This is a genomic window from Metapseudomonas boanensis, from assembly GCF_018704125.1.
GTDB classification, from domain to species: Bacteria; Pseudomonadota; Gammaproteobacteria; order Pseudomonadales; family Pseudomonadaceae; genus Metapseudomonas; species Metapseudomonas boanensis.
This window is the reverse complement of the sequence record NZ_JAGTIS010000001.1, coordinates 244,219-269,444: the sequence shown is the minus strand read 5'-3', so window position 1 is coordinate 269,444 and position 25,226 is coordinate 244,219. Positions and strand designations below refer to the sequence as shown.

Here is a 25,226-nt window from a genome sequence, read left to right as displayed (position 1 = left end):
TGAGCGAAGGTCCACTCCAGTGTCATTGGAAGAGGAAGCACAACATGCCTGAACGCCTGCAGCAGCAACTGCAAGACCTACGCGATCAACTGGCCGAGGACCCGCCGCTGGATGACGATGAGCGCGCATCACTCATCGAACTGATGCAAGAGATCGAGTTGCGCCTGGCGCGTGATGCCGCCAGTGCTCCGGACGCGTCGCTGGTAGATGGCGTCAATCTGGCCGTAGAGCGTTTTGAAACACGCCATCCAACTCTCACCGTCACCCTGCGCAACATCCTGCAAAGCTTGGCGAACATGGGCATCTGACCCAGCACACAGATGCAAAACCCCGGCCTCAGGTGCAGGGGTTTTCATTCACTGACGTACGAGGCGACAGTTGTCGACAGCCTGCTCGTGGGTGCTGCGGTATGGGTTGATATCCAGGCCACCACGACGCACGTAGCGGGCATAGACCGTCAGCAGCTCCGGCTGCAGCAGCTTCTGTAGATCGAGGAAGATCCGCTCGACACACTGCTCGTGGAAATCCGCATGCTGGCGGAAGCTCACCAGGTAAGCGAGGAAACTCGCATGATCGAGCTTCAAACCCTTGTACTGCACCACCAAGGTGCCCCAGTCCGGCTGCCCGGTGACAGGGCAATTGGACTTGAGCAGATGGCTGTGCAGGCTTTCCTCGACCAAGTGGCCAGCATCGGCACGCAGCAAACCGGGCTGCGGCTGCTCATAATTGCTGATGTTCACATCGAGATCATCAATGCAGGTTCCGGGTAGCTTGGCCACACCCTCGGCCTCTACCTCAACCAGGGTTCGTACGCGCACCTTTACCGGAGCACCTGCGGTCGCAGAGAGGTCCTGCTCCAGAACGCGTTCCAACTCAGTCGCACTGCTGAACACGGATTGATTCAAGGAGTTCAGGTAGAGCTTGAAGGATTTTGACTCAATGATGTTCGGCGAGTCCGCAGGGATGGCGAACTCACCAATAGCCACGACGGGTTTACCTGATGCGGTCAGCCAGGACAGCTCATAGCAATTCCAGTAATCCACGCCCACATAAGGCAGATTACTGGCAGTCAACCCCAACTCGTTCCACTTGGTGGCCCTGGAGATGGGGAACAGCAGTGAAGGGCTGTAGGTGCTGACATATTCGCTGGACTTGCCCAGCGGCGATTGTTCGGCAGGGTGTTGCATAGGGCGGACCTGAGGATTGAATCTGGCCAATTGTATACATCCTGGCGACTGCTGAAAAATCGAATGCAAGCCAGACCTCAAGTGTTACATCTTTGTCAGTTTGCGCCTCTTCCCCGGTAGTAACGGTATAAGGCAGCGAGATTCAGCATGAGTACGCCATGAAATTATTGATTGTTGAAGACGAACCCAAGACTGGCCAGTCCCTGCGACAGGGCCTGACCGAGGCTGGATTTCTCGTCGAACTCGCCACCGATGGGCTCAGCGGCCAAACGCGCGCCGTGAGCGGTGAGCACGACCTGGTGATCCTGGACGTGATGCTCCCAGGCCGCGACGGTTGGCAGGTATTGGCAGCCATGCGTGAGGCAGGCCTGCAACAACCAGTTTTGTTCCTGACGGCCCGAGACGCCATCGAGGACCGGGTGCAAGGGCTTGAGCTAGGGGCCGACGATTACTTGGTGAAGCCCTTCGCCTTTGCCGAGTTGCTTGCGCGAGTTCGTACCCTGCTGCGCCGCGGCAGTCCCATGCCGCAGGACACCAGCCTCGAAGCCGCCAACCTGCGCCTGGACTTGCTCAGTCGTCGCGTGGAGCGCAACGGCCAGCGAATTGACCTGACGTCCAAGGAGTTCGCCCTACTGGAGCTCCTGCTCCGCAGCCAGGGTGAAGTGCTGCCAAAAGCACTGATCGCTTCACGGGTCTGGGGCATCAACTTCGACAGCGAAACCAATGTCATCGAAGTCGCTATCCGCCGCTTGCGCGCGAAGGTGGATGACGCCTTCCAACCCAAGCTGATCCACACCATACGCGGCATCGGCTATGTCCTTGAGGGCCGCGAACCATGATGCGCAGGCTTTCCCTCACCGCCCGAATGAGCCTGCTCTTCGCCGCCTGCACGGCAACGGTGTCGCTGGTCGCGGGCGCTCTCTTCAGTCGAGCCAGCGAAGCGCACTTCATTGAGCTCGACCAGCAGCTGCTCGAAGGCCGTCTTGAGCTGTTCCGAAGCGCGTTAAGGCAGGTCGACACAGCGGCGGCACTTCCCGGGAGCTTACCCGCCTTGCGGCAAGTGCTGACCCAACACCCAGACCTTGACCTACGCCTCGACGGCAACGATGGGCGAATCTGGTTCAATACGCTGACGGGGCAGAGCACCTCTCCCCCGCCCCAGCCAGGCCTGCAACGCTGGCGCGAAGGCGGCATCGACTACCGGGTGCTCCGCGCGCCTTTACGGCTTGACGGGCCGAGCTCCGCAGACATCACGCTGCTGCTGGACATTACCCATCACCAGCACTTTCTCGAACGGATGCAGGCACTGATCTGGCTTACAGTCGGGCTTTCCGCGCTGGCGACGGCACTTCTCGGTGCTTGGGTCGCACGCCAGGGCCTGCGGCCCCTGCATCAGATGGCCAACGTTGCCGCCGGAGTGTCCGCCAGTTCGCTCACCACCCGCCTCACCGAGGATGGCGTGCCGCAGGAACTGGTGGAGCTGACGGGGGCCTTCAATGCCATGCTCGCACGCCTGGACGACGGTTTCCAACGGCTGTCCGCATTCTCGGCAGACATCGCCCACGAGCTTCGCACACCACTGTCGAACCTGCTAACACAGACCCAAGTCACCCTAAGCCATCCCCGGCGCGCAGATGATTACCGCGAAACGCTGCATTCGAATCTGGAAGAGCTGCAGCGGCTGGCGCAGATGGTGAGCGACATGCTGTTTCTGGCCAAGGCGGAGCACGGCCTGATCACCGCTCGCCGTGAGCCACTCGACCTGGCAGCAGAACTGGATGCCCTGATCGAGTTCTATAGCCCGCTGACCGAAGAAAGCGAGGTGCAGATCAGCCGCACCGGCGAAGCGCGCGTCAGTGCTGACCAAAGCATGCTTCAACGTGCGCTTTCCAACCTGCTGGATAACGCCCTGCGCTTCACGCCTGCTGGAGGCGCCATCGACCTGAAACTGGAACACGATGCGCGTGGCCTGCGCCTGACCGTTGCCAACACAGGGCCGGTCATCGCTGCCGAGCTTATTCCAAGGCTTTTTGACCGATTCGTCCGTGCTGATCCGGCTCGGCGGGAAGGCGGAGAGCACGCTGGCCTGGGGCTGGCCATTACTCGCTCTATCATACAGGCCCATGGCGGCGAGATCCGCTGCGAATCAGCGGACGGCTGGACGCGCTTCATCATTCAGTTTCCGACTGGGTTTTAGCCCCCCCCGGAAACGATCAAGGCGTGCCCGGAGCACGCCTTGATCCACGATTCTGGAACAGGCCTCAGCCTTGGGCAGTCGACCAGTCGATCATGCCGAATTGCCAGGTCGCCAGGATCAACAGACCGAAGCCGATACGGTACCAGGCAAAGGCGGCATAGCTGTGGCTGCCAATGAACTTCAGCAGCCCGCGCACGGCGATCATTGCGAAGATGAACGACACCACGAAGCCCAGCGCGAAGACCGGCAGGTCGCCTGGCTGGAACAGGTCGCGGTACTTGTATCCGGAGTAAACCGCAGCGCCGACCATGGTGGGCATTGCGAGGAAGAAGGAAAACTCTGTAGCCGCCTTGCGGGAAAGACCGAACAGAAGGCCGCCGATGATCGTTGCGCCGGATCGGGACGTACCCGGGATCAGTGCCAGGCACTGAGCACAACCGACCTTCAAGGCATGCTTCCAGGACATGTCATCGACTGTTTCCGCCTGGATTCGGTGAGTGCGCTGCTCGGCCCAAAGCATCACGACACCTCCGACCACCAGTGCGCTCGCCACAGTGATCGGGTTGAACAAGTAGTGGTGGATAAGGTCGGCAAACGAGACGCCCAGCACAACGGCGGGCAGGAAGGCGACCAGCAGGTTAACAGTGAAACGCTGCGCCTTTTGCTGGGTTGGCAGCCCAACTACCACTTCGATGATCTTGTTCCGATACTCCCAGACCACGGCCAGGATGGCCGCAAGCTGGATGATGATGTTGAAGGCAATGGCACGCTCACCAGTAAAGCCCAGCAAGTCGGCAACAACGATCTGGTGCCCAGTACTGGATATCGGAAGGAACTCTGTCAGTCCCTCGACAATCCCTAGAATGATGGCCTGCATGGCCGTCATGAAATCCATCAAAACATTCCCCCGAGGCTCGCCTTAAAGGTGGCCCATGCTGAGTGTGCGGATAGCTGTAAGCCCAGTGAGGCTGGCCGTGATAGACCGAGAGCCATTGGCACTGGTTCCGAAACGACGGGCTGTCACGCATGCCCATCCACGGCGGGCGAAATCCTAACAGAGATGACGAGCCAAAGTGAGGCCGAAAGCCCATGCGTTTCGCGGCACCTGGACGAGCAAGTCGGTACAATTGCCCGTCCACGCTTTGAGGCCTTCTCGTGTCGCCGCTTGAACTCTCCGCCGCTGCCCTTGGGGTCCTGGCCGTTTGGCTCACCACCCGACAAAATCCCTGGTGCTGGCCGATCGGCCTCGTCATGGTGCTGATGTACAGCTGGATATTCTTCGAAGTGAAGCTCTATTCGGACATGCTCCTGCAACTGGTCTATGCCGCCCTGCAACTTTATGGCTGGCGACAATGGACCCGCAGCAGCGCTGCTCAAGGTGGCCGCCAGGTAAGCCGATTGACCTCTGCACAGCTGGGTATCGGCATGCTGGCCGGCACTGCGGGCAGCGTGGCCCTTGGCTATGCCATGGCGAACTGGACCGATGCAGCAGCCCCCTGGATGGACGCAGCCCTGACTGCATTCAGCTTGGTAGCCCAGTGGTGGATGGCTCAGAAGCGCGTGGAGTGCTGGCTACTCTGGATTGCCTTGGACGTGCTTTTTGTCGTGCTGTTCCTCGACAAGGGCCTGTACCTCACAGCAGCCCTTTATGCGCTTTTCACTTTGCTCGCCGTGCAAGGCTGGAATGCATGGCGTCGCGACCCGGTCCTAGCGGCGACATGAAGATATTGGCTCTGACGGGGCCGGAATCCAGCGGCAAGAGCGCCTTGGCCAACGAGATCCAGGCAGCGGCTGGCGGGCTCATCGTCGGGGAGTACGTCCGCCACTTCATCGATCAGGAACAGCGTGACACCTGCTATACCGACATTCCCACCATCGCCCGTGGCCAGCTTGCCTGGGAGGATGCCGCGCGCGCCGAACGTCCGCCCCTGCTGATCCTCGACACCCATCTGCTGAGCAACCTGCTCTGGAGCCAAAGGCTGTTTGGGACCTGCCCCGGCTGGCTGGAGTCCGAACTGCTGGCCCGGCGATACGACTTTCATTTCCTGCTGAACCCCGAGCAAATGGAGTGGATCGACGACGGCCAGCGGTGCCAGCCACAACTGGCTGACCGCAAAGCGTTCTTCAATGACTGCCGAGACTGGCTGGACCAACATCAGCGACCGTACCTCGTACTCGAAGGCTCCTGGAAGGAGCGACGCCATCAAGCCCTCGACTGGTTGGAACGCTGGTTAGGCAAGCAGTAACCCGCACCAGGTAACCAGTAGGCAAACGACCACCGCAAACGTCAGTGGACGACGCAACGGTCCGTACCATGCCGGCGCCAATCCAAGGCGCACCGCATGCAGATCGGCCAGGTAAAGGCCGATATAGGCCACCAGCAACAACCCTATAGCCAACAATACCGGCAACACCGCCGCTACAGCGAACCAACCGAGCAATGCCGGTATCACTGAAAGCCCCAACTGCAAACGGGCGGCCTCGCTCTCCTCATGGGCCCGCATCGCCAATCCCCAATGAATAGCCCCCATGAATCCCAGGATCACCGCTGCGTAGTCCAGCAGAGCCGCCAACACCAACGGCCGCCAACCTACAGGGGTGAACCAGATGCCCAAGGCACCGCTTGCGAAGGGCAAGAGCCCCGCATAACCTAGAAGCACTGCCAGGCGTGGCGGCTGCGGCGAGTCGAAGGGATGCATATTGCCTTCCTGTTCAATATCGATTGATTGAAGCGTATCAGCGCCCGCGATTCCTGCGCTGAGGCAGGTCAAGCGGGCTTGCCTGCCGGGCTTCGCGGGGGCAAATCAACGCGAACGCGCAAACCGCCCAAGGGGCTGTCGAGAAGACTCATGCGCCCGCCCCAGGCATCGACAATGTCACGCACGATGCCAAGGCCGAGCCCATGCCCAGCCACCTGCTCATCCAGACGGGTTCCACGACTGAGCACCTCTTCACGCTTCCCCTCTGCAATGCCGGGGCCATCGTCGTCTACACACAAGCTGTATCCCTCCTTCTCCGCTGAGATGGTCAGGCTCACCTTGCTGTCGGCCCACTTGCAGGCGTTGTCCAGGAGATTGCCTAGCAGTTCCAGAAGATCCTCGCGGTCCCACGGCAAGCGCAGCCCCTCTGGCGCTTGCCAGACCAGATCAAGACCGGAGCCATGAACCATGGTCAAGGTTGCAAGCAAGCTCGGCAACTCTGCTGCACAATCGAAATGCGCGCCCGGCAGCGCCTCACCGGCCATCCTCGCGCGCCCCAGCTCACGCCCTAAGCGCTGCTCGATTTGCTCCAACTGGTCACGCAGCCTCGCACGTAGCTCTGGCATAGCTCGAATCTCGTCGCGCTCAGTCAGGCTCATCAACACCGCCAAGGGGGTTTTCAGTGCATGCCCCAGGTTGCCGAGGGCATTGCGCGAGCGCATCAATGTACCTTCCGTATGCGCCAATAGGTGGTTGATCTGGGCCACCAGCGGTTCCAGCTCAAGCGGCACCCGCTGGTCGAGCTCGCTGCGTTGCCCCTGCTGCAACTGGGCGATCTGGTGACGCACGTCCTCCAGGGGTCGCAAGGCCCGGCGCACAGTAATGCGCTGCAAGGCGAGAATGAGCGCCAACCCTGCGACCCCAAGCGCCATGCCCGTCCACTGGATCCTGCGGAAGCTTTCCAGCACCGGGGTGTAGTCCTGCGCCACGGCAATCCGGACCTGACGACCAAAGCGGCGATAATCACCACGCCAAGCAAGTAGCTCCTGCCCCCCTGGCCCTTTCAGCAACCCTGAAGCAAGGCCTACCTGGGCAGGCATCGCCAGCTCGCTGTCCCAGAGTGAGCGGGAACGCCACGGATGATCGTCCAACTGAATAATGAAATAGCGACCGGAATACGGCTGCTGGTGAGCAGGATTGAGACGCTGCTCGTCCAGTTGGAGACCGCTGGCCCCCCGGACGAGCGATCCCAGCAGCAATTCAGCTTCGCTCTGCAGTCCCTTGGCGAGGTAACGCCGCAAGCCCAGGTCGAACAACCAGAGACTCGTCTGCGCCAGCACCAGCCCGACAAGCAGCAAGGTGCCGATCAGGCCAAGACTCAGCCGACGCTGGATCGAACTCATTGGTTCCCACCGGTGAAACGGTAGCCTTGCCCCCTTCGCGTCTCGATGACCTCCCGCCCCAGCTTGCGCCGCAGGTGGTTCACATGGACCTCGATGACATTGGAGTCACGCTCCGTTTCACCATCGTAAAGGTGCTCGGCCAGGTGGCTCTTGGAGAGCAATTGACCAGAATGAAGCATGAAGTAACGTAGCAAGCGAAACTCAGCCGCGGTGAGCTGAACTTCCTCACCATGTCGACTCACGCATTGGCGGCTTTCATCCAACTGCAAGCCAGCAGCCTCCAGCTGTGCCTGGTTGGCCAGCCCATGAGCGCGGCGGAGCAAGGCCTGGATGCGCAAGGCCAGCTCTTCGGGGTGGAATGGTTTGGTCAGGTAGTCGTCGGCCCCTGCCTTGAGCCCCTCGATTCGCTCAGCCCATGAGCCGCGGGCCGTCAACACCAGCACCGGAGTCGTGACACCACCTGCGCGCCACTCTCGCAGCACATCCAGCCCCGGCTTTCCCGGCAACCCAAGGTCAAGGATGATCAAGTCATAAGGTTCACTGGCTCCCTGATGCGACGCGTCACGGCCATCCGTGAGCCAGTCCACGGCATATCCCTGCCGTCCCAGATTACTGGTCAGCTCATCCGCCAGTGGCACATGGTCTTCCACCAACAACAAGCGCATCAGTCGTCTTCCTCATCCTTCAGGATGCGCCCGTCCCGAGCATCCAGTTCCAGTTCGCGCACTGTACCGTCGGCGGTCAGCAATTCCACCTCGTAAATGTAGACGTCATCCTCCTCTTCCAGCTCGGCCTCAAGGAGGCGCGCCCCCGGGTATTGCCCCAGGGCGCTGCGCATGAGCTGGTCAAGGGGAAGAATGACACCCTCTTCGCGGAGTTTCAGCGCTTCGTCCTGATCCAGGTCCCGCGCGATCGCCTCAAGAGCGAAGCAGGCCAGGATCAGGGCGATGATTCCGCTGTAGCGCAAAACCCAGCGCATCAGTCGTCCTGGTGATCCTTGAGGATCTGGCCACTGGTAGCGTCAAGCTCAAGATCCCATTGCACGCTTTGGGCATCGCGCAACTCCACCTGGTAGATGTAGCGCCCGTATTCCTCTTCAAGCTCGGTCTCATTGATGGCTCCGCCAGGGTGCTTGGCAAGCGCTGCCGCATTCAGTTTCTCAAAGGATTGAATGGTCCCTGCATCACGCAGCTTGAGGGCCTCGTCCGGGCCAAGATCACGAGCTTGAGCCATACCGGCAGCGGCAAGAACAGCGGTGGCGGCGAACAGAGTAGCGAGTTTCTTCATGGCTCAGCTCCTAGTGGACTGTCAGATTTCGATGGAGCCAAGTTACCTGGAGCCACTTAATTGAAGCTGAATTTGCTTAAACGCAATCGATAAACCATAGCAAACGCGGAAAGCATCATTCAGCCGGTGAAGCGACTTGGTGTCGATACGTGCGGCACTATAATCGCCATCTCGTATCTCGGAGGCCTGCATGAGCGCCGTTCAGATCAAGTTCCCATCCCTCACCCTACGTGCAGGAAAGCGCGCGCTCTCACGCATACGTGAAGAAGGCCTGAAGCCAGCTGACGTTGGCGTACTGCCGGGCGCGGCTGGCGGCCCCAAGGCCCTTGGCATTCAGGGCCTGGACCTGGCGCTGTTCGGGGACTGGCTACCACGCGCTCCGCGCGAGCGTGCCCTGATAGGTGCATCCATCGGTTCCTGGCGCTTTGCAAGTGCCTGCCTGCCGGACCCGGTTGCCGGTCTTCGCCGCCTTGGCGACCTGTATACCGCGCAGCGCTTTCCCAAGGGCGTTTCAATGGCGGAAGTCAGCCGACTATGTGGCCTGATGCTGGAAGACCTCTTGCAAGGTCAGGATGCGCAAATACTCGAAAACTCGCTCTACCGCCTCAATGTGATGGTGGTCAAAAGCCATGGCCTGCTTGCTCAGGATCACAAAGGAGCCCTGGGGCTTGGACTTTCGTCAGTGATCGGCAACAACCTGCTTGGCCGAGTCAGGTTGAGCCGGCATTTCGAGCGGGTCATTCTTCATGACCCACGACAGCAACCACCCCTGCATGCCCTCGATGACCTCCCCTCCCATTACCACCTGCTGGGGGTCGACAATCTGCGCCATGCCTTGCTTGCCTCCGGCTCCATTCCGATGGTGATGCAAGGCGTGCGTGACATACCTGGTGTTGGACCGGGTACATATCGAGACGGTGGCCTGCTCGACTATCATCTGGACCTGCCCTATCGCGGCAACGATATCGTTCTTTATCCGCACTTTACCGACAAGGTAATCCCAGGCTGGTTCGATAAGAGCTTGCCCTGGCGAAAAGGCGACGCAGACCGTCTGCAGGACGTGTTGCTACTAGCCCCCTCCCGCCAATACCTGGCTACCCTCCCCCACGGAAAACTACCCGATCGGAACGACTTCAAGCGCTACCTGGGGGACGACGACGCACGGGAGCGTTACTGGCGCAAAGCAATGAACGAGAGCCAGCGAATGGGCGATGAGTTTCTCGAGCTGGCGGATAGCGGCCAACTCAGCAAGTACTTGCAACCTCTGTGAACTGAAGAGCCGTCATTCAGTGCAGCAGATTGCAGCGCTGGAAATCAAGGAGGATTTGGATGCAACTCGCCACCGCGATCCTCCATGGCTATCCATTGCGGCCCGCCCGGGGTTACGCCGACATCGTTCGAGAAGACGTCCCCATGCCCGTGGGCCTCTGGTACAAGCGGCATACGCCTCTCAGCCACCTCGAATACTGGCGTGATGGTCGCTTTCAAACTTACCTGGCAAAGCAGCTAGGTGAGCTGCTGCAACATTGCACACCAGCTCCAGAGACGAGCCAGAGTAGCGCCCCCCAGGAGCTTGTCCTTCGAGTCAAGACAGGGGATAGCTGGTAAACTCTAAGCCTGCTTTGGCCAGCACCCTGGCCGTCATCCTCAGAGCGCAATAGAGTGGAACTGTTCAAAGAATTCATGTTCGAAGCTGCCCATCGACTCCCCCACGTGCCTGCAGGGCACAAGTGTGGTCGGTTGCATGGTCACTCCTTTCGAGTCGCCATCTACATAGAAGGCGAAGTTGATCCCTACACCGGCTGGATCAGAGACTTCTCAGAGATCAAGGCAATCTTCAAGCCGTTCTACGAGCAGCTGGACCACAACTACCTGAACGAGATCCCTGGCCTGGAAAATCCGACCAGCGAGGTCCTGGCCAAGTGGATCTGGCAGCAACTCAAGCCCCTGTTGCCCGAGCTATCCAGAGTCCGCATCCATGAGACTTGCACCAGCGGTTGCGAATATCGAGGCGACTGATTTTCGCTACTGCCCAGTCCTGGTATGCAAGACCCTTGTTCAGGAGGGGCCAGCATTCTGCTGACCCCGCGCCCCCAGAACCTGGCGGAGGCCCGTCGCATGGTGCGCAAGGCTATTGAGATCCAAAGCCAGAAGCGCCCGAACCAAACCCCGAAATACAAAACGCCCGATGCACTGCATCGGGCGTTATGAAGTCCTGGAATCAGGACTGATCGGGGTAATCCTGCATCAGGACAGGCCAGACCACGTGATCAACGAGTACCGCGGCGGCGCAAGGCGGAAGGCTTGAAGTAGCCGTCATCCGGAATCGCCTGGGTGAAGTCGATGGTGTTCGGCTCTTCGTTGTCCAGGTTCTGAACGTGGTAGCGGCGGGCCTGCAGATCGTGGAACACGTCCAGCGCAGACCAAGTGGTCGGTAGGTCGTAGTAGTTCTTGAGGTAGGCGACGGACACACGCCACAGCTCGCCACGGCCGTCGTACTGGTCAACCACAGCGGCTTGCCAGCTGTCCTCGTCGAGGAACAGGGTGCGCTTGGAATAGATGTGGCGGGCACCCGGCTTCAGCTTGCCCTCTACGACCCACACGCGATGCAGTTCGTTACGGGTAACCGCAGGGTTCAAGTGACCCGGCTGCAGCAAGTCCTTGTACTTAACCTCGGGGCTGGAAACCTTGTAGTTGTTGTAGGGGATGTAAATCTCCTTCTTACCTACCAGCTTCCAGTCGTAGCGATCCGGCGCGCCGTTGAACATGTCAGTGTCGTCGGCTGTGCGCAGGCCGTCGGCGGCAGCGATTGGAGTGTCGTACGCCAGGTTCGGCGCACGACGTACGCGACGCTGACCGGCGTTGTAGGCCCAGGCCTGACGCGGGTCCTTGACCTGATCCATGGTCTCGTGGACCAGGGTCGCACCGCCCGCCAAGCGTGCCGGGCTCTTGGTGAAGGACAGGTAGTAGAACAGGACGTTGTTCAGGTCCGCATAGCTACCTTTCGGGTTGTAGTACTTGAACAGCGCTTCCTGCTGCGAAGTCACCAGTGCATAGTCGCCGTTGCGCTGCACTGCCACTTCCGAGGCACGACGCACGATGTTGGAACCACGGTAGCGAACGATATGGTTCCACAGCGCCTCGACCCCGCTCTGCGGAATTGGGAACGGGATACCGCCATAAGCATCGGCGAAGCCGTTGCCACCATCGAGCAACTTGGCAGTACTGGCGTTCTTGATGCTGTTGTCATACACCCACTGCGGCGCCGAGCCCGAGCGACGAGTCGTGTAGACCGGCATCTGGAAGCTGTCCGGATAGGCATTGAACATGGCGATCTGACCCGGGGTCAGGTTCGCCTTGTACTGATCCAGATTCGCCTTGGTGATAGTGAACAGCGGCTTGTCCTGCGGGAACGGGTCCAGGTGATGCTGGCCTGACTTGTAGCCGGCCGGAGCCTGGGTAATGCCGCCAGTCCAGGCCGGAATAGTGCCGGCAGCGTTGCCTGCCTTTTCAGCACCGAAGGGGGTAAGGCTGGTGCCGAGCTTGGCGGCATCCAGAGCCGAAACCGACGCCAGCGAGCCACTGGCGGAAAGCGCGAGGCCGACGGCTGCGCCGATCAGCGAAAGCTTCTTCAGCATGAGGGTTCTCCGTGATGGGTCTGTGTCGGGCGCCCATGGACGCCCGCCTTGTTGTGTGATGGCTTAGAAGGAGTACTTGACATTGACCCCGACGTTGTCGCGGTCACGAACCGAGTTGTTCTGGCCACCGCCGAAGAACTCGGTGTATTGCAGCTCGGCTTCCAGGCTGTTCAGGTAGCTGGCCTTGACACCAAGGGTGTAAGCCTTGCGACCCTCGATGAAGTTGCCGGTCTGGTAGGAGTTACCCTCGAAGTCGTCCTTGTAGACCACGTACGGCGAAATGTTCACGCCAGCGTATACGTCGTTCCAGGTACCGGACATCAACAGCGTGTAGCCGTAGGCATTCTTGTTGACCTGGTCATCACGATCGCCACCGGAAACATAGGAGTTGTTGCCACGGCCAGAGTAGTAGCGGTTCTGGCCGGTGAAATCGGTGTACTGGAGGTCGCTGCCGCGCAGGTGCTCGGACGCCAGCTCAGCGACGCCAACCAGCGAGTCGAACGACAGCGATGGGCCGAAGTTGTAGATAGTGCCCAGCGAGGTGTTGAAGGCCTCGACACGCTCGTAGTTATGGATTTCGTCACCCAGCTGGACTTGCTGCCCGCCAATATTGACCACACGGTTGGAGGCCAGCTGCGGAGCCTGACGCAGCAGGTCGCCCAGCAGGTCGTTGGTGGTGGCGATGCCGATCGGCAGGTTGGGACGGTAGGCCAGCTCACCGAAGACTGAGGCTTCGCCGATAGTGGTGTTGAAGCTCAGCCCGTACATGCGGATGTCTTCGGCGTACTCGCGCTGGGCGTTCACCTGGTTGGCCACGTCGATGGTCGCCACGCCGCCCGCAGCGCTGGTGGCCGCCGTTGTCAGGGCATTGGAGTAAGCACGTGCCAGGGCGGGGTTCAAGGCCGGATTGGCAAGGACCGCTTGCAGCTGGGCAACGGAAATACCCGCCCCAGCAGCCACCGCTTGCTGTACCTGGGGCGCAATTGCGGTTGCGGCCTGGCCAGCGATCTGGGCCAGGTTCAAGCCTGCATAATCGCCCAGGTTGGCGGCAATGGTCGGCTCTTTGGCGTGATAGTTGACGAAGTAGAAACCAAACTCGGTGGAGTTCAGTTCTTCAGCAATGTAGCGGAAGGCAACACCGAACTGGCCGTCGTTCTTGGCATTGATGTCCGGACCGATGGAGGCGACCTTGATGTTGCCGCTGGCATCGACGGTGCGGCCGCCCTGCAGCCCACCGACGCCGAAGCGGCTCAGGCCCGAGTAAAGGCCAGCGACCGGCAGCAGTGCACGCTGGGTCGAGTAGGCGGTATTGCCACCTTCGGCAAAGAGATCGGTCTCGGAGTAGTAGGTGCCAACCGGGTCAATGGCCGACTCTTTCCAGTTCCACTGGTAGAAAGTCTCCATCGACAGGTTCTCGGTCAGCCCGAGGTTGAAGCTCAGGGCTTCGACCGGCACCAGCACTTCTTTGAGTTCCGAGCCCGGCAGGCGGAACTTGGCGGCATCGACCGGGTTGGTAGTGTTCACGCCGCCACGGTAGAAGATGCCTTCACCCCAGTTGAATACCTGCTTGCCGATACGGCCGGTAACCGGCATGTCGGCCACGTCCCAGTTGCCATAGAGGTACGCATCGAGAATCTGCGCATCACGGCCGGCCTTGTGGCGGGTCTGATAGGTGAAGCTGTCGTCGTTCGGGAAGTTCTGGCTGGGCTGAATCGGATTGTTGTTGTCCAGGTAGTCATTGCGCTTATCCATGATCTGAGTGTCATAGAACGCAGTACCACGAACGAACATGCCGTAGTTCTTGTAAGTCGCCTCCAGGTCGGAAGTGATCTTGTAGACCTCGGAGACCAGCCCGGTGTCGAAGTTGCGGTTGCCGTCGTTGGTGTTGATGTCGTCGTTGGTCTTGTCCTGCCCCTGCACGCGCCACAGCTGGCCATAGGAGACGGTGGTGTCGAGAGAACCGGAGATCTCGTTATTGGCGAAGCTGAATTCCACCGCCTGGGCGTGGGCAGCGACCAGAAGCGGCAGGATGCCGGCAAAGGCAAAACCTGCCTTGGCCGGCGCAAAACGCAGTACGGGCTTGCGGGACTTGAGTTCCATCGAGTCTTACTCCGTGGACGATTCATTTTGTTATGGGCGGCCCGTCAGGCAGGTCCGCTATTGAGCCGTTTTGACGGCCTTTTTCTTGGTGCACCAGGAACTCCCCAGCGCAGAGCGCGCCCCATTGCGAATGCACTGAAATGGGGCCAAACGGTAGGCGGTGATTGCAACCATGGTGCCAACTCGACAGAAGGCGTCAGAAAACCTTCGAGAGTCTGGCGACAGAATTAAGTCAAACAAGTGACTGATCATCCACTGATCAATCCCGAGAAAAGTGTCCGATCTTGTCGGACGATCTGGCTCGATTTGTCACTCAAGATCACACTTGAAGTTCTTGTACGACCATGCCAAAAACGCTCTAGTCAAGCGCTTTGTGGGCTTTTCAGACGAAAATCGTCTGATGGGAAGTGCAGTTATTTCATCAGGTAACAAAAAAGTGTTACCGGGGCTAACCGGTAACACTTACAGGAGGGGGACCTAAAGAGGGGCAACCCACCTTGGAAGGTGGGCTGTCGAGGCAGGTCAGGCCAGGCTTTTGCTCACGATTTCATAAACGTCGCTGGAAAGTTCACCGGAGGCGAGGATGCGCTCCAGTTCGGCCTTCATCAGTTGCTGGCGGCTGGTATCGTACTTGCGCCAACGGGTCAGCGGCGTCAGCTGGCGGGAGGCGATCTGCGGGTTGAGCGCGTTCAGTGCGATGACGTGATCGGCGAGGAAGCGATATCCCGCACCATCTGCGCGATGGAAGTTGACCAGGTTCTGGTTGGCAAATGCGCCAATCAGCGCGCGGACCTTGTTCGGGTTCTTCAGGGTGAAGGCCGGGTGTTTCATCAATTCCTGCACCCGCTCCAGCCCGCCTGGCAGGCCGCAGCCAGCCTGAACGCTGAACCACTGGTCCATCACCAGCGGATCGTCCTTGAAGTACTCGGCAAAGCGCTGGAGGGCGTCGGCCTTGGCTTGTTCAAAGGCGGAATTAACCAGCACTGCGAGCGCTGACAGGCGTTCGGTCATGTTGTCGCAGTCATTGAATTGCTCCAGGCAAGCCTCCAGCGCCTCGGCCTTCCCACTCTGCATCAGGTAGGACAGGGCGATGTTCTGCAATGTGCGCCGAGCGATGTGCGCCGCCTCCGCGATATAGCCGGTCTCGCGAGAAAGCGCTCGATTCGCGCGGTAGCGAGCCAGCAGCGGCTGGTACAGTGCCTCGCCGATGGTCACACGGGCAAACTCACGGGCCGCATGGATCGCCTCTACGTCGGCGACTTCGCTGATCTCGGTGAGATAGGCCTCACTCGGCAGCGATAGCATCTCGGCAACCATCGCCTGATCCAGCGACTCATCACCCAAAAGGGTGTCGAACGCCTTGACCAGGCGAGAATCCAGCACCAGCGGCTCACCCTTCTGGTGCTGGGCGATCAGTTCCTGGAGGACCTGGACAGAGAGCTGCTGGCCAGCCTCCCAGCGGTTGAAACCATCGCTGTCGTGTTGCATCAGAAACATCAGCTGGTCGCGACTATAGGGGAAGCTCAGCTTCACCGGTGCGGAAAACCCACGCAGCAGGGACGGCAATGGTCGCTCGGGGATATCGACAAAGGTGAAGCACTGCTCCGCCTCGGTCAGCGCCAACACGCGGCCGACACCCTGAGCCGCTCCCTCGCCTTGCAGGCGCAGCGGTAGCTCGTTGCCCTTGCCGTCCAGCAGGCCCAGGGCCAGCGGAATGACGAAAGGCGCTTTTTCCTTCTGGCCAGGAGTCGCCGGGCAACTCTGGCGGAAGGTCAGGCTGTAGGTCTTCGCCTGGGCATCGTAGCTTTCCTCCACCTGCAGGCGCGGCGTACCGGACTGGCTATACCAACGCTTGAACTGGGTCAGCTCGACGCCGTTGGCATCCTCCATGGCCTTGACGAAGTCGTCGCAGGTCACCGCCTGGCCATCATGGCGCTCGAAGTAGAGGTCCGTCCCCTTGCGGAAACCTTCGGCACCCAGCAGGGTGTGAATCATGCGCACCACTTCCGCGCCCTTCTCGTACACGGTCAGGGTGTAGAAGTTGGATATTTCCATAAAGGAGTCCGGGCGCACCGGGTGAGCCATCGGGCCGGCATCCTCGGCAAACTGGTTGGTACGCAGAAAGGCAACGTCCTCGATGCGCTTGACCGTCCGCGAGTTCATGTCCGCGGAGAACTCTGCATCACGGAAAACGGTAAAGCCTTCCTTGAGCGAAAGCTGGAACCAGTCGCGGCAGGTGACGCGGTTACCCGACCAGTTATGGAAATACTCGTGGGCCACCACCGCCTCGACGCGCTGATGGGCGGCATCGGTGGCGGTCTCGGCCTTGGCCAGCACGCAGCTGGAGTTGAAGATATTGAGCCCCTTGTTCTCCATGGCCCCCATGTTGAAGTCGTTGACGGCAACGATCATGAAGATGTCGAGGTCGTACTCGCGACCATAGACCTCTTCATCCCAACGCATGGACTTCTTCAGGCTGTCCATGGCGTGCTGGACCTTGTCGATGTTCTCCGGCTCGACATAGATGCGCAGCGCCACTTCGCGCTGGTTCATGGTGGTGAAGGTGTCTTCCACACACCAGAGGTCGCCCGCCACGAGGGCAAACAGGTAGGCTGGCTTCTTGAACGGATCCTGCCAGGTCGCCCAGTGTCGGCCGCCCTCCTCCGCCCCGCTGGCCATTGGGTTGCCATTGGACAGCAGGACCGGATAACGATGCTGCTCGGCGGTGATGGTGGTAGTGAAGGTGCTCATCACATCCGGGCGGTCGAGATAATAGGTGATCTTGCGGAAGCCCTCGGCCTCGCACTGGGTGCAGAACATGGTGCCGGATTTGTACAGGCCTTCCAGCGCGGTATTGCTCTCTGGATGGATGCGCACGGTGCTGTCGAGGGTGAACTGGCTGGAGACAGGCTGCAGGGTCAGGTGGCTATCGTCCAGTTGGTAGTCGCCTTCACCCAGCACGCGGTCGTCCATCGCCAGCGACAGTAGCTCCAACTGTTGCCCATCCAGCACCAGCGGCGGCAAGCCCGCCCCCGAATCGCCGGCGGCACGCTCGGGGTTGCGGCGGATCACCAGCTGGGCATGCACCAGGCTGTGATCCTCGTACAGCTCGAAGGTCAGGTTGGTCTCGTCGATCAGGTACTCAGGCGCCTGATAGTCCTTGAGGTAAATGACTTTCGGTTGCTCGGTGCGCATGGTCGTCTCTTCGATTGAGCAGCGGCGCCGAACCTTGGGCCGCGCGGGGTGATTGGGTCCAAGGTCGGAGTATGGACGAATCCATGCCGACCTGGATGACAAGCCAGGGGGTCAGGTGCTGATGGCGACCTGGTAGGCCGTGAATTTGCGTAGGTTGATCACGCCCGTGTCGAGGATCAGGTACTGGCCCTTGATGCCCCGCAGGGTACCTTCGACCACCGGCGTCTTGTCCAGATCGAAGCTGACGACCTTGGTCGGATAGGCATCCACGGGATAGCTGATCTCGATCGGCTGGCTGTCGGTGAGGAGTTGAATCGCCTGCAAGCCGAAGCGCTCCTGCAGCATCTGCAGGCCTTCGCCGCAAGTGTCGAACAACTGGTCACGTGTGGCGGCAAGGTCCAGCGGCGGCGCCTCGCCCTTGAGCATCGCGCGCCAGTTGGTGCGGTCGGCAACCTGGCTGCGCAGCAGGTCCTCGACGAACCCGGACTGCTGTCGGGTGGCGACGCGCAGGATGGGCAATGCCTGGCTGGCACCTTGGTCGATCCACCGAACGGGAACCTGGCTGCCGCGGGTGATGCCAACCTTGATGCCCGATGAGTTGGCCAGATAGACCAGGTGTTCGGTCATGCAGAAGCGCTCGCCCCACTCCGGCTCGCGGCAGGTGCCCTGGTCGTAGTGGCACTTCTCCGGGCTCATGATGCAGCTGTCGCATTGCGCCAGTTTGGTAAAGCAGGGGTAGCAATAGCCCTGGCTGAAGCTTTTCTTGGTCTTGCGCCCGCAGTGGCAGCAATGGATGGCGCCAAGGTATTCCAGGCGCAACATCTGGCCTATCAGCGGATTGGCAGCAATTTCCGTGTCATCCAGGCGAAACCCGTATTGCACAGGAGCCTCAAGGCGCGCTGACATCTTGCTCAGGGCGCCGCGTCCGAGTTCCTGCATCAGTGGACCGTATTCGATTTGAAGAGGAGGTTGGGAATCGGCTCGGACTTGGAGCTGCACTCCTGCGGCCCCATGTAGCCGGTGCGCTCTTCCTCGGGCAGGTTCTTCAGTTCCCAGGCGATGACGGCCTGCAAAGACAGCTCCTTCTGCTCCTGGGTCAACTTGCGGCCATCCGGCCACTTGCCGATCTCCACGGCGAGCTTGAGGCTCTCGTAGACATCCTGGGTGATGTTGCTGATCAGTTGGGCGAAAGACGACATGGGCAGCTCACGGGGGCGTTTGAGACAGACTGCGCATTCTAACGGCGAGCGCGCGCCAATGCACCGCCTAGCAGCCCCGTGGCACAACCCACCACCAAACCGCCGACATGCGCCGCGTTGGCGATGGCGCCAAACCCCAGCGCAGTGATCAGACCCGACAGGCATACCAGCAGCCACACCAGCATCATCACCATGACGCCTGGCGGGAGCCTGTAAGCAGGGCACGGAGCCAGGCGCTGGAACACCCAGCAATGGCCGAGCAGGCCGTAAAGTACGCCGGACAAGCCGCCGAACAGCGATGGCCCGCTGGTCAGGTACTGGGCAAAATTGGACACCAGGCTGAAACCGATGGTCAGACCGAACAACATGAAACCACCCTGGCGAGACTCGATGCGTCGCCCCAGCTCCCAGTACCACATCGCATTCATCGCAAGATGAAGGATGCCGAAGTGGATCAGCATGGGCGTCACCAGGCGCCACCACTGCCCCGACTCCAGCATTTCCGCCAGCGAGGCGAAGTAGACGTAGTCGCCGTGGATCTGGAAGTCTTGAAAGCTCAGCCAGCGGATTATCGAGAAGTTGTCGCCCAGGCCGGTCGCCCCGGCCACGATCAGCGTCAAGAGCAGCATCAAGCTGGTCAAGCGGCTGGCCTTCAACTGACTGAGCAGGCCGGCACGCGGCTCCTCATGCGGTGCTTGCCCCGGCAATTGGAACTGCGGGTCGCCCTCGGGAAATCGCTGGTAAAGCCCGCGAACCTGCTCCGCCAGCTGCGGCCCCGGCACCCACAACACCTGTTCGCCGGATTCCTCGCTAACCCGAAACGGCACATCCAGGCGCCGCAATAACTCGATGAAACCGCTCAGGTCCACCGAGAGGGGCAAACGTAATACTTCAATCGCACTCATTGGGGATCCTCGGGGCGCTCCACTTCGACCCAGACGAACTTATCCGGGTCCAGGCGATGCTCCTGGTCGAGCCGGTAAGCGACCAGCTTGCCGTACATCACCGCGCTGTAATCCAGGCAAGCCAGATTCGGCCGGATCGGCGCCGGGCGGCCCCGTCGCCAGTAGTGGCCAATGAAGAGCAAGGGCTCTTCAGCGCCATAACTGAGAAGCCGCGACTTGTGCGCCCGGGACAACGGCTGGCTGGCAACCTGCTCAGGCAGGGCGTCGGGTTGGAACACCACGTCACCATAGGTCTGCGGATCGTCAGCCCAGAACTTGGTGCGAAACACGGAGCGGGTGAAGCCGTCGCTGCCGGTGAGGGTCATACCGCCCGGCAGAGGCAGATCGGTGCCCCGCAGGAGCCGGTCGAACACCTGGCTGGAGAAGCTCCGAGGATCGGCGGCGGCCTGCAGGAACGCCTCGTCTATGCGGCCGTCGCCATATCGGGTTCGCAGCGCCTCGACCGTGTCGGCGTCCCAGCAGGCGTGCACCATGCGGAAGTGGCCGGTATCGATGAACAGCGGCAGCTCGTAGAACCAACGGAGGAAGTCGTGCCAGTCCGCCGGATGGCCTTCGAACTGGTCGAGTGTTTCCTTGATCAGCCTGGCGTGCCTCGGGGTGTGCTCACGGACGAACTGGCGCCCGCTGCCAGGGGGTGCCAGCGTGCTCCAACCCAGTGCGTTGTATTCATGGTTACCCATGATGCACAGCGCCTGCCCCGCCTCGACCATGGCGTGCACCAGATGCAACGCCTCACGAATCCGCGGACCACGATCGATGATGTCACCCAGGAACAGTGCCATGCGCTGCGGGTGCTGCCAGACATCGCCCCGCTTGCAATAGCCAAGCAGGTCGAGCAACCGCTCCAGGCTAAGCGCGCAACCGTGAACGTCGCCAATCAGGTCGTAGCCACGACTGGGATCGAGGTTCATCAGTCGCCTCCGCCGAGCCGGCTGCCCCACCCCAGCTTGGTCCGGCAGACCTGGTAATAGTTGTGATCCAGCGGGTGGATCAGGCGCAGCTTCTGGGGTTTCTTGGCGACTGTAATGGTATCGCCTGGGGCGCAGGTGAAGTGGTTCTGGCCGTCGCAGGACACCAGCGGATAAATCTGCAAGTTCGGCGAAACCACGATCTTCAGCTCACTGTTGCTGTCGACCACGATCGGGCGGCTGGACAGCGTGTGCGGGTACATCGGCACGACGACAATGGCATCCAGCTTGGGATGCATGATCGGCCCGCCCGCCGACAACGCGTAGGCCGTTGAGCCGGTGGGCGTGGCAATGATCAGACCGTCGGCCTTTTGGCTGCAGACGAATTGGCCGTCGATGTGCAACTCGAACTCGATCATCTTCGTTGACTTGCCCGGGTGCAACACCACATCGTTGAGCGCATCGCCCTGACCGATCGCTTCGCCATGGCGGCGCACCTCCGCCTCCAGCAGGAAGCGGCTTTCGACGCTGTAGTGGCCGTCGAGCACCTCGGCAACCTTCACCTCCAGCTCGTCGGGGAGGATGTCGGTGAGAAAGCCGAGACTGCCACGGTTGACCCCAAGTACCGGCACGTTCTGCCGTGACAGGGCGCGAGCAGCGCCGAGCATGCTGCCATCGCCGCCGACGACAATTACCAGGTCGCATACTTCACCCAGGATCTTGCGGGTCGACGTTTGCAGGCCGTGGCCCGGCAGTACTTCGGCAATAGTGTCCTCAAGGATCACATGGAGATGGCGATCCAGCAGGAATCTTTTCAGGCGGCGGATGGTGTCGAGCACGTGGGGGCTGCCCAGGCGACCGATGATGCCGATATTGCGGAATTGCTCCATGGGGCTCCAGGACGGCTCTGCAACGGGAGGAATAGCGGAATTATGGGGGAAAGGTCCAAGCAGCGGCAAACCGCCCTCGGCTATGCTCGCAGCATGCACGCTTTCGACTCGATGCTCGACCTGCCCCGTCACCTTCGCCAGCCCAGCGTTCGCGACCTGGCCTGGGCGTTGCTGTCCCCGCCCCTGCTCAGCCAGGCCCCGTGGCGCCAGCGCCATCCGCTGAGCGCCAGCGACTGGGCTCGTGCGCCTGAGCGACTGGAAGCCTGGCTGCGATGCCTGGACCGGGATAGCGCGCCGCTCGATGCCTGGCTGGCACAAAGCGCCAACCGGCGCCTGGGGCTGTACTACGAACGCCTTTGGCAGTTCGCCCTGGACCAGGCGCCCGGCGTCGAGTTGCTGGCAGCCAACCTGCCAATCCGCCTGGGCGGGCACACCCTCGGCGAACTCGACCTGCTGCTGCGAGATGAAGAAGGCGTGCACCACCTCGAATTGGCGATCAAGCTTTACCTCGGACCGCGCCATGGCGATGGCAGCAGCCCCTCCGAATGGCTCGGCCCCGGCAGCCACGACCGGCTCGACCGCAAGCTGGAGCACCTGAGCCTGCACCAGCTACCGCTGTCTGCCAGCCCCGAAAGCCAACCGGCGCTCACCCAGTTCAGCAGCCAGCCGGTCAGCGCGGAGCTCTGGCTGGGCGGTTATCTCTTCTACCCGTGGCCCGGCGGTTGCACAGCGCCCCACGGCGCCAACCCGGCGCACCTGCGCGGGCACTGGTTGCGCCGCAGCGCACTATCGGATTTTTTCCAGCAAAGCGCTGAGGGCCATTGGCAGGCCTTGCCACGCCATGCCTGGCTGGCGCCCGCGCGTTGCGAACATGCAGCGATCTGGCCGGCAGAAAGGTTGCAGGACTGGCTGGAGCAATTACCTGAAGATGCGCCTGCCCAACTGTTGGTGCGCATGGTGCCAGGCGAGGACGCAGATTGGCTTGAAGCCGAGCGAGCCTTCGTAGTCAGCGACCGCTGGCCACTGAACCCCTAGCGCGGGTCAGGCGCTGAAGCCAGTTGCTGCAGACGCAGCTCGAGGGACCGACGTCCTTGCAGCCCGCCGGTGTGCAGCACCACCAGGCGGGAGCCACGCGGAATACCCCCGGCCTCTACCTGCTCTCGCAAGGCCAGCAAGGCCTTTGCGGTGTACAGCGGCTCAAGCGTCACTCCGGCTTCTTGTTCGGTTTCCAGCAGGCAACGCGCCACAGCCACATCCAGTCGCGCAAATCCCCCGCGACTGGCATCCACCAGGTGGTAGCCCTCATCTGGCACGCCAGCCTGTTGGAGGATGGCTCGCACCTGCTTGTCCACACCATGGCCCGGCGGAACCGCCAATGCACCATAGACCGGGTGCCGCCCTACTTCACCCAGCACCAGGCCGGCCAACGTCGTACCGGTACCAGCGGCCAGCCAGAGCGCGTCATAATCCTTCCAGCCGATCGACTCGAGCTGCTCGCGGATCATCATCACCAGCCCCATGCAACCACGAGCCCCCTCCAGGCCCCCGCCACCTTCCGGAACTGCGACGTAGCCTGGATACCGCTGCAGCCAGGGGGCCCAGAACCCGGCCTGATGCCGGCTCCGATAAGCGCCATAACCCAGCCAATGGAGCTGCATACCAAAGGCTTGCAGCTCCTGCGCAGTCTCTGTGTCCTGAGGCTCGCCACGGAGCAAGCCCACGGTAGGGAAACCAAAACGTTTACCGGCAGCAGCCAAGGCATGCAGGTGGTTCGAATGGGCACCGCCCAGACTGACAACGCCATCGGCACCGTCCTGCCAGGCACGCTCGAGGTGGGGCGCCAACTTGAACCACTTGTTGCCAGAGATCAGCGCGTCGATTTCCTCGAGGTGCAACATGGCCACCTCGACCCCAGCCGCATCCAGCCAGGAGAGCGGCAAGGCTCTGAGTTCAGCGCGGGGTTTCCAATCAGGCAGATGCAGGGGCAATTTCGAGACCGAGGTATCCGATTCAAGCGAGGCAGGATACCGCAGTCGATCCAGCGGCAGGTACCCTAGCCAGCTGTGCGCAGGCGCCCCCCGGCCTTGTGGCGCGGGCAGCAGTTCGATTCACCGATGATGAAGCGACTAGGTGCTTCGACTCGATCAATAGGCATCGCACAACGTTCGCCATTAGGCAGGCTAGCCTCGCAACTGGGCTGCTGGTAATGGGCCAACCAGTGACGGTACTGGGTTTCCGAGACGAAGCACTTGGCTGCGGCATAAGCCTCGGGATTATCCTGGTAACGCACGAGATCATGCAGCGGGATGGTCAGGTGGCCAGCGCCCGGGTGATACACCACGAACACCACGCCCAACTCCGCCAGACGTTCCAGCATGGCCTGACCGGACTGATCGGCTAGCGCCTGACACTCCACCCGCAAGCGATCAATTTCCGCCTGGAACTGCATGTCCAACTGGTTGCGGCAGGCAAGCTCGACATCCCGAACCGCGATCTGCTCACGGTACTCAGCGACCACCGCTGCGACTCGCGCCTCGACTTCGCCCTCGAACTGGGTACGCAGGATGTCGGCCTCGGTCCGTCCGTGGCGCTCAAGGGCCCTGAGCTGCTGCGTCATTTCCTCACGGCTGGCCTGGTACCGCTCGACTTCAGATGCCAGCTGAGCCTGCAGCCCCGCATTGAGGTCCTGCTCCTGGCGCAGCGCATGCTGCAAGTCATGGATCTGCTCCTGCAGAGCGATGCGACTAGCCTCTGCGGCCTGACGCAACCTGGCCATGGCCTCCTCGTTCTGCTGGTTAATCGCCTCGAGCCGCAAGCGCTGCTGGCGAACCAGTTGTGCCGCCTTCAGGCGGTGCTCTTTCTCCATCTTCTCGGCAAGCTGCTCAGCCATCTCCTTGGTGGGTTCGGGCGGCGCATACCAGCTGTCTTCAGATGCAATTTGCAATCGCTCGGCATCCAGGGCCTGCGTAGCCTCGTCCTCGAGCAACAAGCCCAGGCTGTTGACCTTGAGCGCGTCGCGCAACAGCACCAGGTCGTTGCCTTCCGGCCCGAGATTGGGATCCCAGAGGTGCATTTGCTGCCATGGCACCGGGCACTGGCTTCGACAGGCTAGGCGGATGGGGCCGGCGCCAAGGTCAGGTCCACGCCCGGCCCGCTCGGCAAGCTGCCGCAGCGGCAGGTTCCAGCCCGTGTCGGCGCGACCGTTCTCATCGAAGTCCAAGTAGAAGAAAACCGCAGAGCGCGCCTGCAAACGGGTATTTAACAATACATAAACCAGCCGCACCTGCTGGTCCGCGAATTCAGGCAGCCCGACCACCCCATCGAGCATGGCCTCGAACTCTGGATAGAGCATTTGCTTACTAACGCCGTGCTCGCTGAAGAAGACGACGGCTTCTACCAACTGCGCCTTTTTCTGCATGCTCATCACTCTACCTCGAGGCCAACACGGTGGGTCCCGGCGGGACGGGGCGTTCCTTGGACTACGGCCGCTCCTGGAATGGGTGCGTTCGTCCAGATTTCGGCCAAGTCTAGGGGATAATAACGCGCGAGCAATGTGAC

Annotated in this window: 25 protein-coding genes; 8 read left to right on the top strand and 17 right to left on the bottom strand. The window is 61.1% G+C overall.

The window, feature by feature from the left end; all coding sequences use genetic code 11:
* The first annotated feature begins 44 nt into the window (after positions 1 to 44).
* Complete coding sequence (locus J7302_RS01245) at positions 45 to 308, top strand: DUF4404 family protein (RefSeq protein ID WP_215369180.1); 264 nt, start codon at positions 45 to 47, stop codon at positions 306 to 308.
* Positions 309 to 356: 48 nt separating this feature from the next.
* Here J7302_RS01245 and queF read toward each other — a convergent pair whose 3' ends face one another.
* Positions 357 to 1,187 carry an NADPH-dependent 7-cyano-7-deazaguanine reductase QueF gene (queF, locus tag J7302_RS01240; protein ID WP_215369177.1) on the bottom strand — a complete coding sequence of 277 codons (831 nt, stop codon included), beginning with the start codon at positions 1,185 to 1,187 and terminating at the stop codon, positions 357 to 359.
* 158 nt (positions 1,188 to 1,345) lie between these two features.
* Here queF and J7302_RS01235 point away from each other — a divergent pair, with 158 nt between their 5' ends.
* Both J7302_RS01235 and J7302_RS01230 read left to right on the top strand, forming a co-directional pair.
* Complete coding sequence (locus J7302_RS01235) at positions 1,346 to 2,026, top strand: heavy metal response regulator transcription factor (RefSeq protein ID WP_215369173.1); 681 nt, start codon at positions 1,346 to 1,348, stop codon at positions 2,024 to 2,026.
* Positions 2,026 to 3,384, top strand: coding sequence for a heavy metal sensor histidine kinase (locus J7302_RS01230; protein WP_285899522.1), 1,359 nt, complete (start codon positions 2,026 to 2,028; stop codon positions 3,382 to 3,384). Before J7302_RS01235 ends, J7302_RS01230 begins: the two co-directional genes overlap by 1 nt.
* A gap of 64 nt (positions 3,385 to 3,448) precedes the next feature.
* On the opposite strand, the gene J7302_RS01225 is transcribed toward J7302_RS01230, so the two are convergent.
* Positions 3,449 to 4,279, bottom strand: a complete 831-nt coding sequence (locus J7302_RS01225; protein WP_215369169.1) for an undecaprenyl-diphosphate phosphatase — start codon at positions 4,277 to 4,279, stop codon at positions 3,449 to 3,451.
* A 260-nt stretch (positions 4,280 to 4,539) separates the two neighbouring features.
* Between J7302_RS01225 and pnuC the strand changes: the two genes are divergently transcribed.
* Together pnuC and J7302_RS01215 are read left to right on the top strand one after the other, a co-directional pair.
* Positions 4,540 to 5,106: a nicotinamide riboside transporter PnuC gene (gene pnuC / locus J7302_RS01220; RefSeq protein WP_215369165.1), complete on the top strand. Its 567-nt coding sequence runs from the start codon at positions 4,540 to 4,542 to the stop codon at positions 5,104 to 5,106.
* Positions 5,103 to 5,630: an AAA family ATPase gene (locus J7302_RS01215; protein ID WP_215369155.1), complete on the top strand. Its 528-nt coding sequence runs from the start codon at positions 5,103 to 5,105 to the stop codon at positions 5,628 to 5,630. Before pnuC ends, J7302_RS01215 begins: the two co-directional genes overlap by 4 nt.
* Here J7302_RS01215 and J7302_RS01210 read toward each other — a convergent pair.
* From J7302_RS01210 to J7302_RS01190, 5 genes are all read right to left on the bottom strand, one after another.
* Complete coding sequence (locus J7302_RS01210; RefSeq protein WP_215369151.1) at positions 5,616 to 6,083, bottom strand: DUF3429 domain-containing protein; 468 nt, start codon at positions 6,081 to 6,083, stop codon at positions 5,616 to 5,618. The genes J7302_RS01215 and J7302_RS01210 overlap by 15 nt on opposite strands.
* A gap of 68 nt (positions 6,084 to 6,151) precedes the next feature.
* Positions 6,152 to 7,486 carry an ATP-binding protein gene (locus J7302_RS01205; RefSeq protein WP_215369147.1) on the bottom strand — a complete coding sequence of 445 codons (1,335 nt, stop codon included), beginning with the start codon at positions 7,484 to 7,486 and terminating at the stop codon, positions 6,152 to 6,154.
* On the bottom strand, positions 7,483 to 8,151 hold the full coding sequence (locus J7302_RS01200; RefSeq protein WP_215369143.1) for a response regulator transcription factor: 669 nt from the start codon (positions 8,149 to 8,151) through the stop codon (positions 7,483 to 7,485). Before J7302_RS01200 ends, J7302_RS01205 begins: the two co-directional genes overlap by 4 nt.
* Positions 8,151 to 8,465 carry a PepSY domain-containing protein gene (locus J7302_RS01195; RefSeq protein ID WP_215369141.1) on the bottom strand — a complete coding sequence of 105 codons (315 nt, stop codon included), beginning with the start codon at positions 8,463 to 8,465 and terminating at the stop codon, positions 8,151 to 8,153. The genes J7302_RS01200 and J7302_RS01195 overlap by 1 nt, the downstream gene beginning before the upstream one ends.
* Entirely contained in the window at positions 8,465 to 8,773 is a 309-nt protein-coding gene (locus J7302_RS01190) for a PepSY domain-containing protein (RefSeq protein ID WP_215369133.1), read from the bottom strand. Before J7302_RS01190 ends, J7302_RS01195 begins: the two co-directional genes overlap by 1 nt.
* Positions 8,774 to 8,963: 190 nt before the next feature.
* On the opposite strand from J7302_RS01190, the gene J7302_RS01185 reads away from it, so the two are divergent.
* Both J7302_RS01185 and queD read left to right on the top strand, forming a co-directional pair.
* Positions 8,964 to 10,043: a patatin-like phospholipase family protein gene (locus J7302_RS01185; protein ID WP_215369130.1), complete on the top strand. Its 1,080-nt coding sequence runs from the start codon at positions 8,964 to 8,966 to the stop codon at positions 10,041 to 10,043.
* Between the two features lie 392 nt (positions 10,044 to 10,435).
* The gene (gene queD / locus J7302_RS01180; protein ID WP_215369126.1) at positions 10,436 to 10,792 is read left to right on the top strand and encodes a 6-carboxytetrahydropterin synthase QueD; all 357 of its coding nucleotides are present in this window, start codon (positions 10,436 to 10,438) and stop codon (positions 10,790 to 10,792) included.
* 251 nt (positions 10,793 to 11,043) lie between these two features.
* On the opposite strand, the gene J7302_RS01175 is transcribed toward queD, so the two are convergent.
* The 8 genes from J7302_RS01175 to J7302_RS01140 form a co-directional block, all read right to left on the bottom strand.
* Positions 11,044 to 12,411 carry a DUF1329 domain-containing protein gene (locus J7302_RS01175; RefSeq protein WP_215369124.1) on the bottom strand — a complete coding sequence of 456 codons (1,368 nt, stop codon included), beginning with the start codon at positions 12,409 to 12,411 and terminating at the stop codon, positions 11,044 to 11,046.
* Positions 12,412 to 12,474: 63 nt separating this feature from the next.
* On the bottom strand, positions 12,475 to 14,511 hold the full coding sequence (locus J7302_RS01170; RefSeq protein ID WP_251701803.1) for a DUF1302 domain-containing protein: 2,037 nt from the start codon (positions 14,509 to 14,511) through the stop codon (positions 12,475 to 12,477).
* Between the two features lie 522 nt (positions 14,512 to 15,033).
* Positions 15,034 to 17,706, bottom strand: coding sequence for an aminopeptidase N (gene pepN / locus J7302_RS01165; RefSeq protein WP_215369115.1), 2,673 nt, complete (start codon positions 17,704 to 17,706; stop codon positions 15,034 to 15,036).
* Positions 17,707 to 17,817: 111 nt separating this feature from the next.
* Positions 17,818 to 18,645, bottom strand: coding sequence for a DUF2797 domain-containing protein (locus tag J7302_RS01160; RefSeq protein ID WP_215369113.1), 828 nt, complete (start codon positions 18,643 to 18,645; stop codon positions 17,818 to 17,820).
* The gene (locus J7302_RS01155; RefSeq protein WP_215369109.1) at positions 18,645 to 18,905 is read right to left on the bottom strand and encodes a YeaC family protein; all 261 of its coding nucleotides are present in this window, start codon (positions 18,903 to 18,905) and stop codon (positions 18,645 to 18,647) included. The genes J7302_RS01160 and J7302_RS01155 overlap by 1 nt, the downstream gene beginning before the upstream one ends.
* A gap of 38 nt (positions 18,906 to 18,943) precedes the next feature.
* The gene (locus J7302_RS01150; protein WP_215369107.1) at positions 18,944 to 19,810 is read right to left on the bottom strand and encodes a rhomboid family intramembrane serine protease; all 867 of its coding nucleotides are present in this window, start codon (positions 19,808 to 19,810) and stop codon (positions 18,944 to 18,946) included.
* On the bottom strand, positions 19,807 to 20,781 hold the full coding sequence (locus J7302_RS01145) for a metallophosphoesterase (protein ID WP_215369102.1): 975 nt from the start codon (positions 20,779 to 20,781) through the stop codon (positions 19,807 to 19,809). The genes J7302_RS01150 and J7302_RS01145 overlap by 4 nt, the downstream gene beginning before the upstream one ends.
* Positions 20,781 to 21,668, bottom strand: coding sequence for an NAD(+) kinase (locus tag J7302_RS01140; protein ID WP_215369100.1), 888 nt, complete (start codon positions 21,666 to 21,668; stop codon positions 20,781 to 20,783). Before J7302_RS01140 ends, J7302_RS01145 begins: the two co-directional genes overlap by 1 nt.
* A 93-nt stretch (positions 21,669 to 21,761) precedes the next feature.
* On the opposite strand from J7302_RS01140, the gene J7302_RS01135 reads away from it, so the two are divergent.
* Positions 21,762 to 22,703: a DUF1853 family protein gene (locus J7302_RS01135; protein WP_215370713.1), complete on the top strand. Its 942-nt coding sequence runs from the start codon at positions 21,762 to 21,764 to the stop codon at positions 22,701 to 22,703.
* Here the strand turns inward: J7302_RS01135 and J7302_RS01130 are convergent.
* Complete coding sequence (locus J7302_RS01130; protein WP_394359066.1) at positions 22,700 to 23,650, bottom strand: 1-aminocyclopropane-1-carboxylate deaminase/D-cysteine desulfhydrase; 951 nt, start codon at positions 23,648 to 23,650, stop codon at positions 22,700 to 22,702. The genes J7302_RS01135 and J7302_RS01130 overlap by 4 nt on opposite strands.
* A 71-nt stretch (positions 23,651 to 23,721) precedes the next feature.
* Positions 23,722 to 25,092, bottom strand: coding sequence for a coiled-coil domain-containing protein (locus J7302_RS01125; protein WP_215369082.1), 1,371 nt, complete (start codon positions 25,090 to 25,092; stop codon positions 23,722 to 23,724).
* Between the last annotated feature and the right edge of the window lie 134 nt (positions 25,093 to 25,226).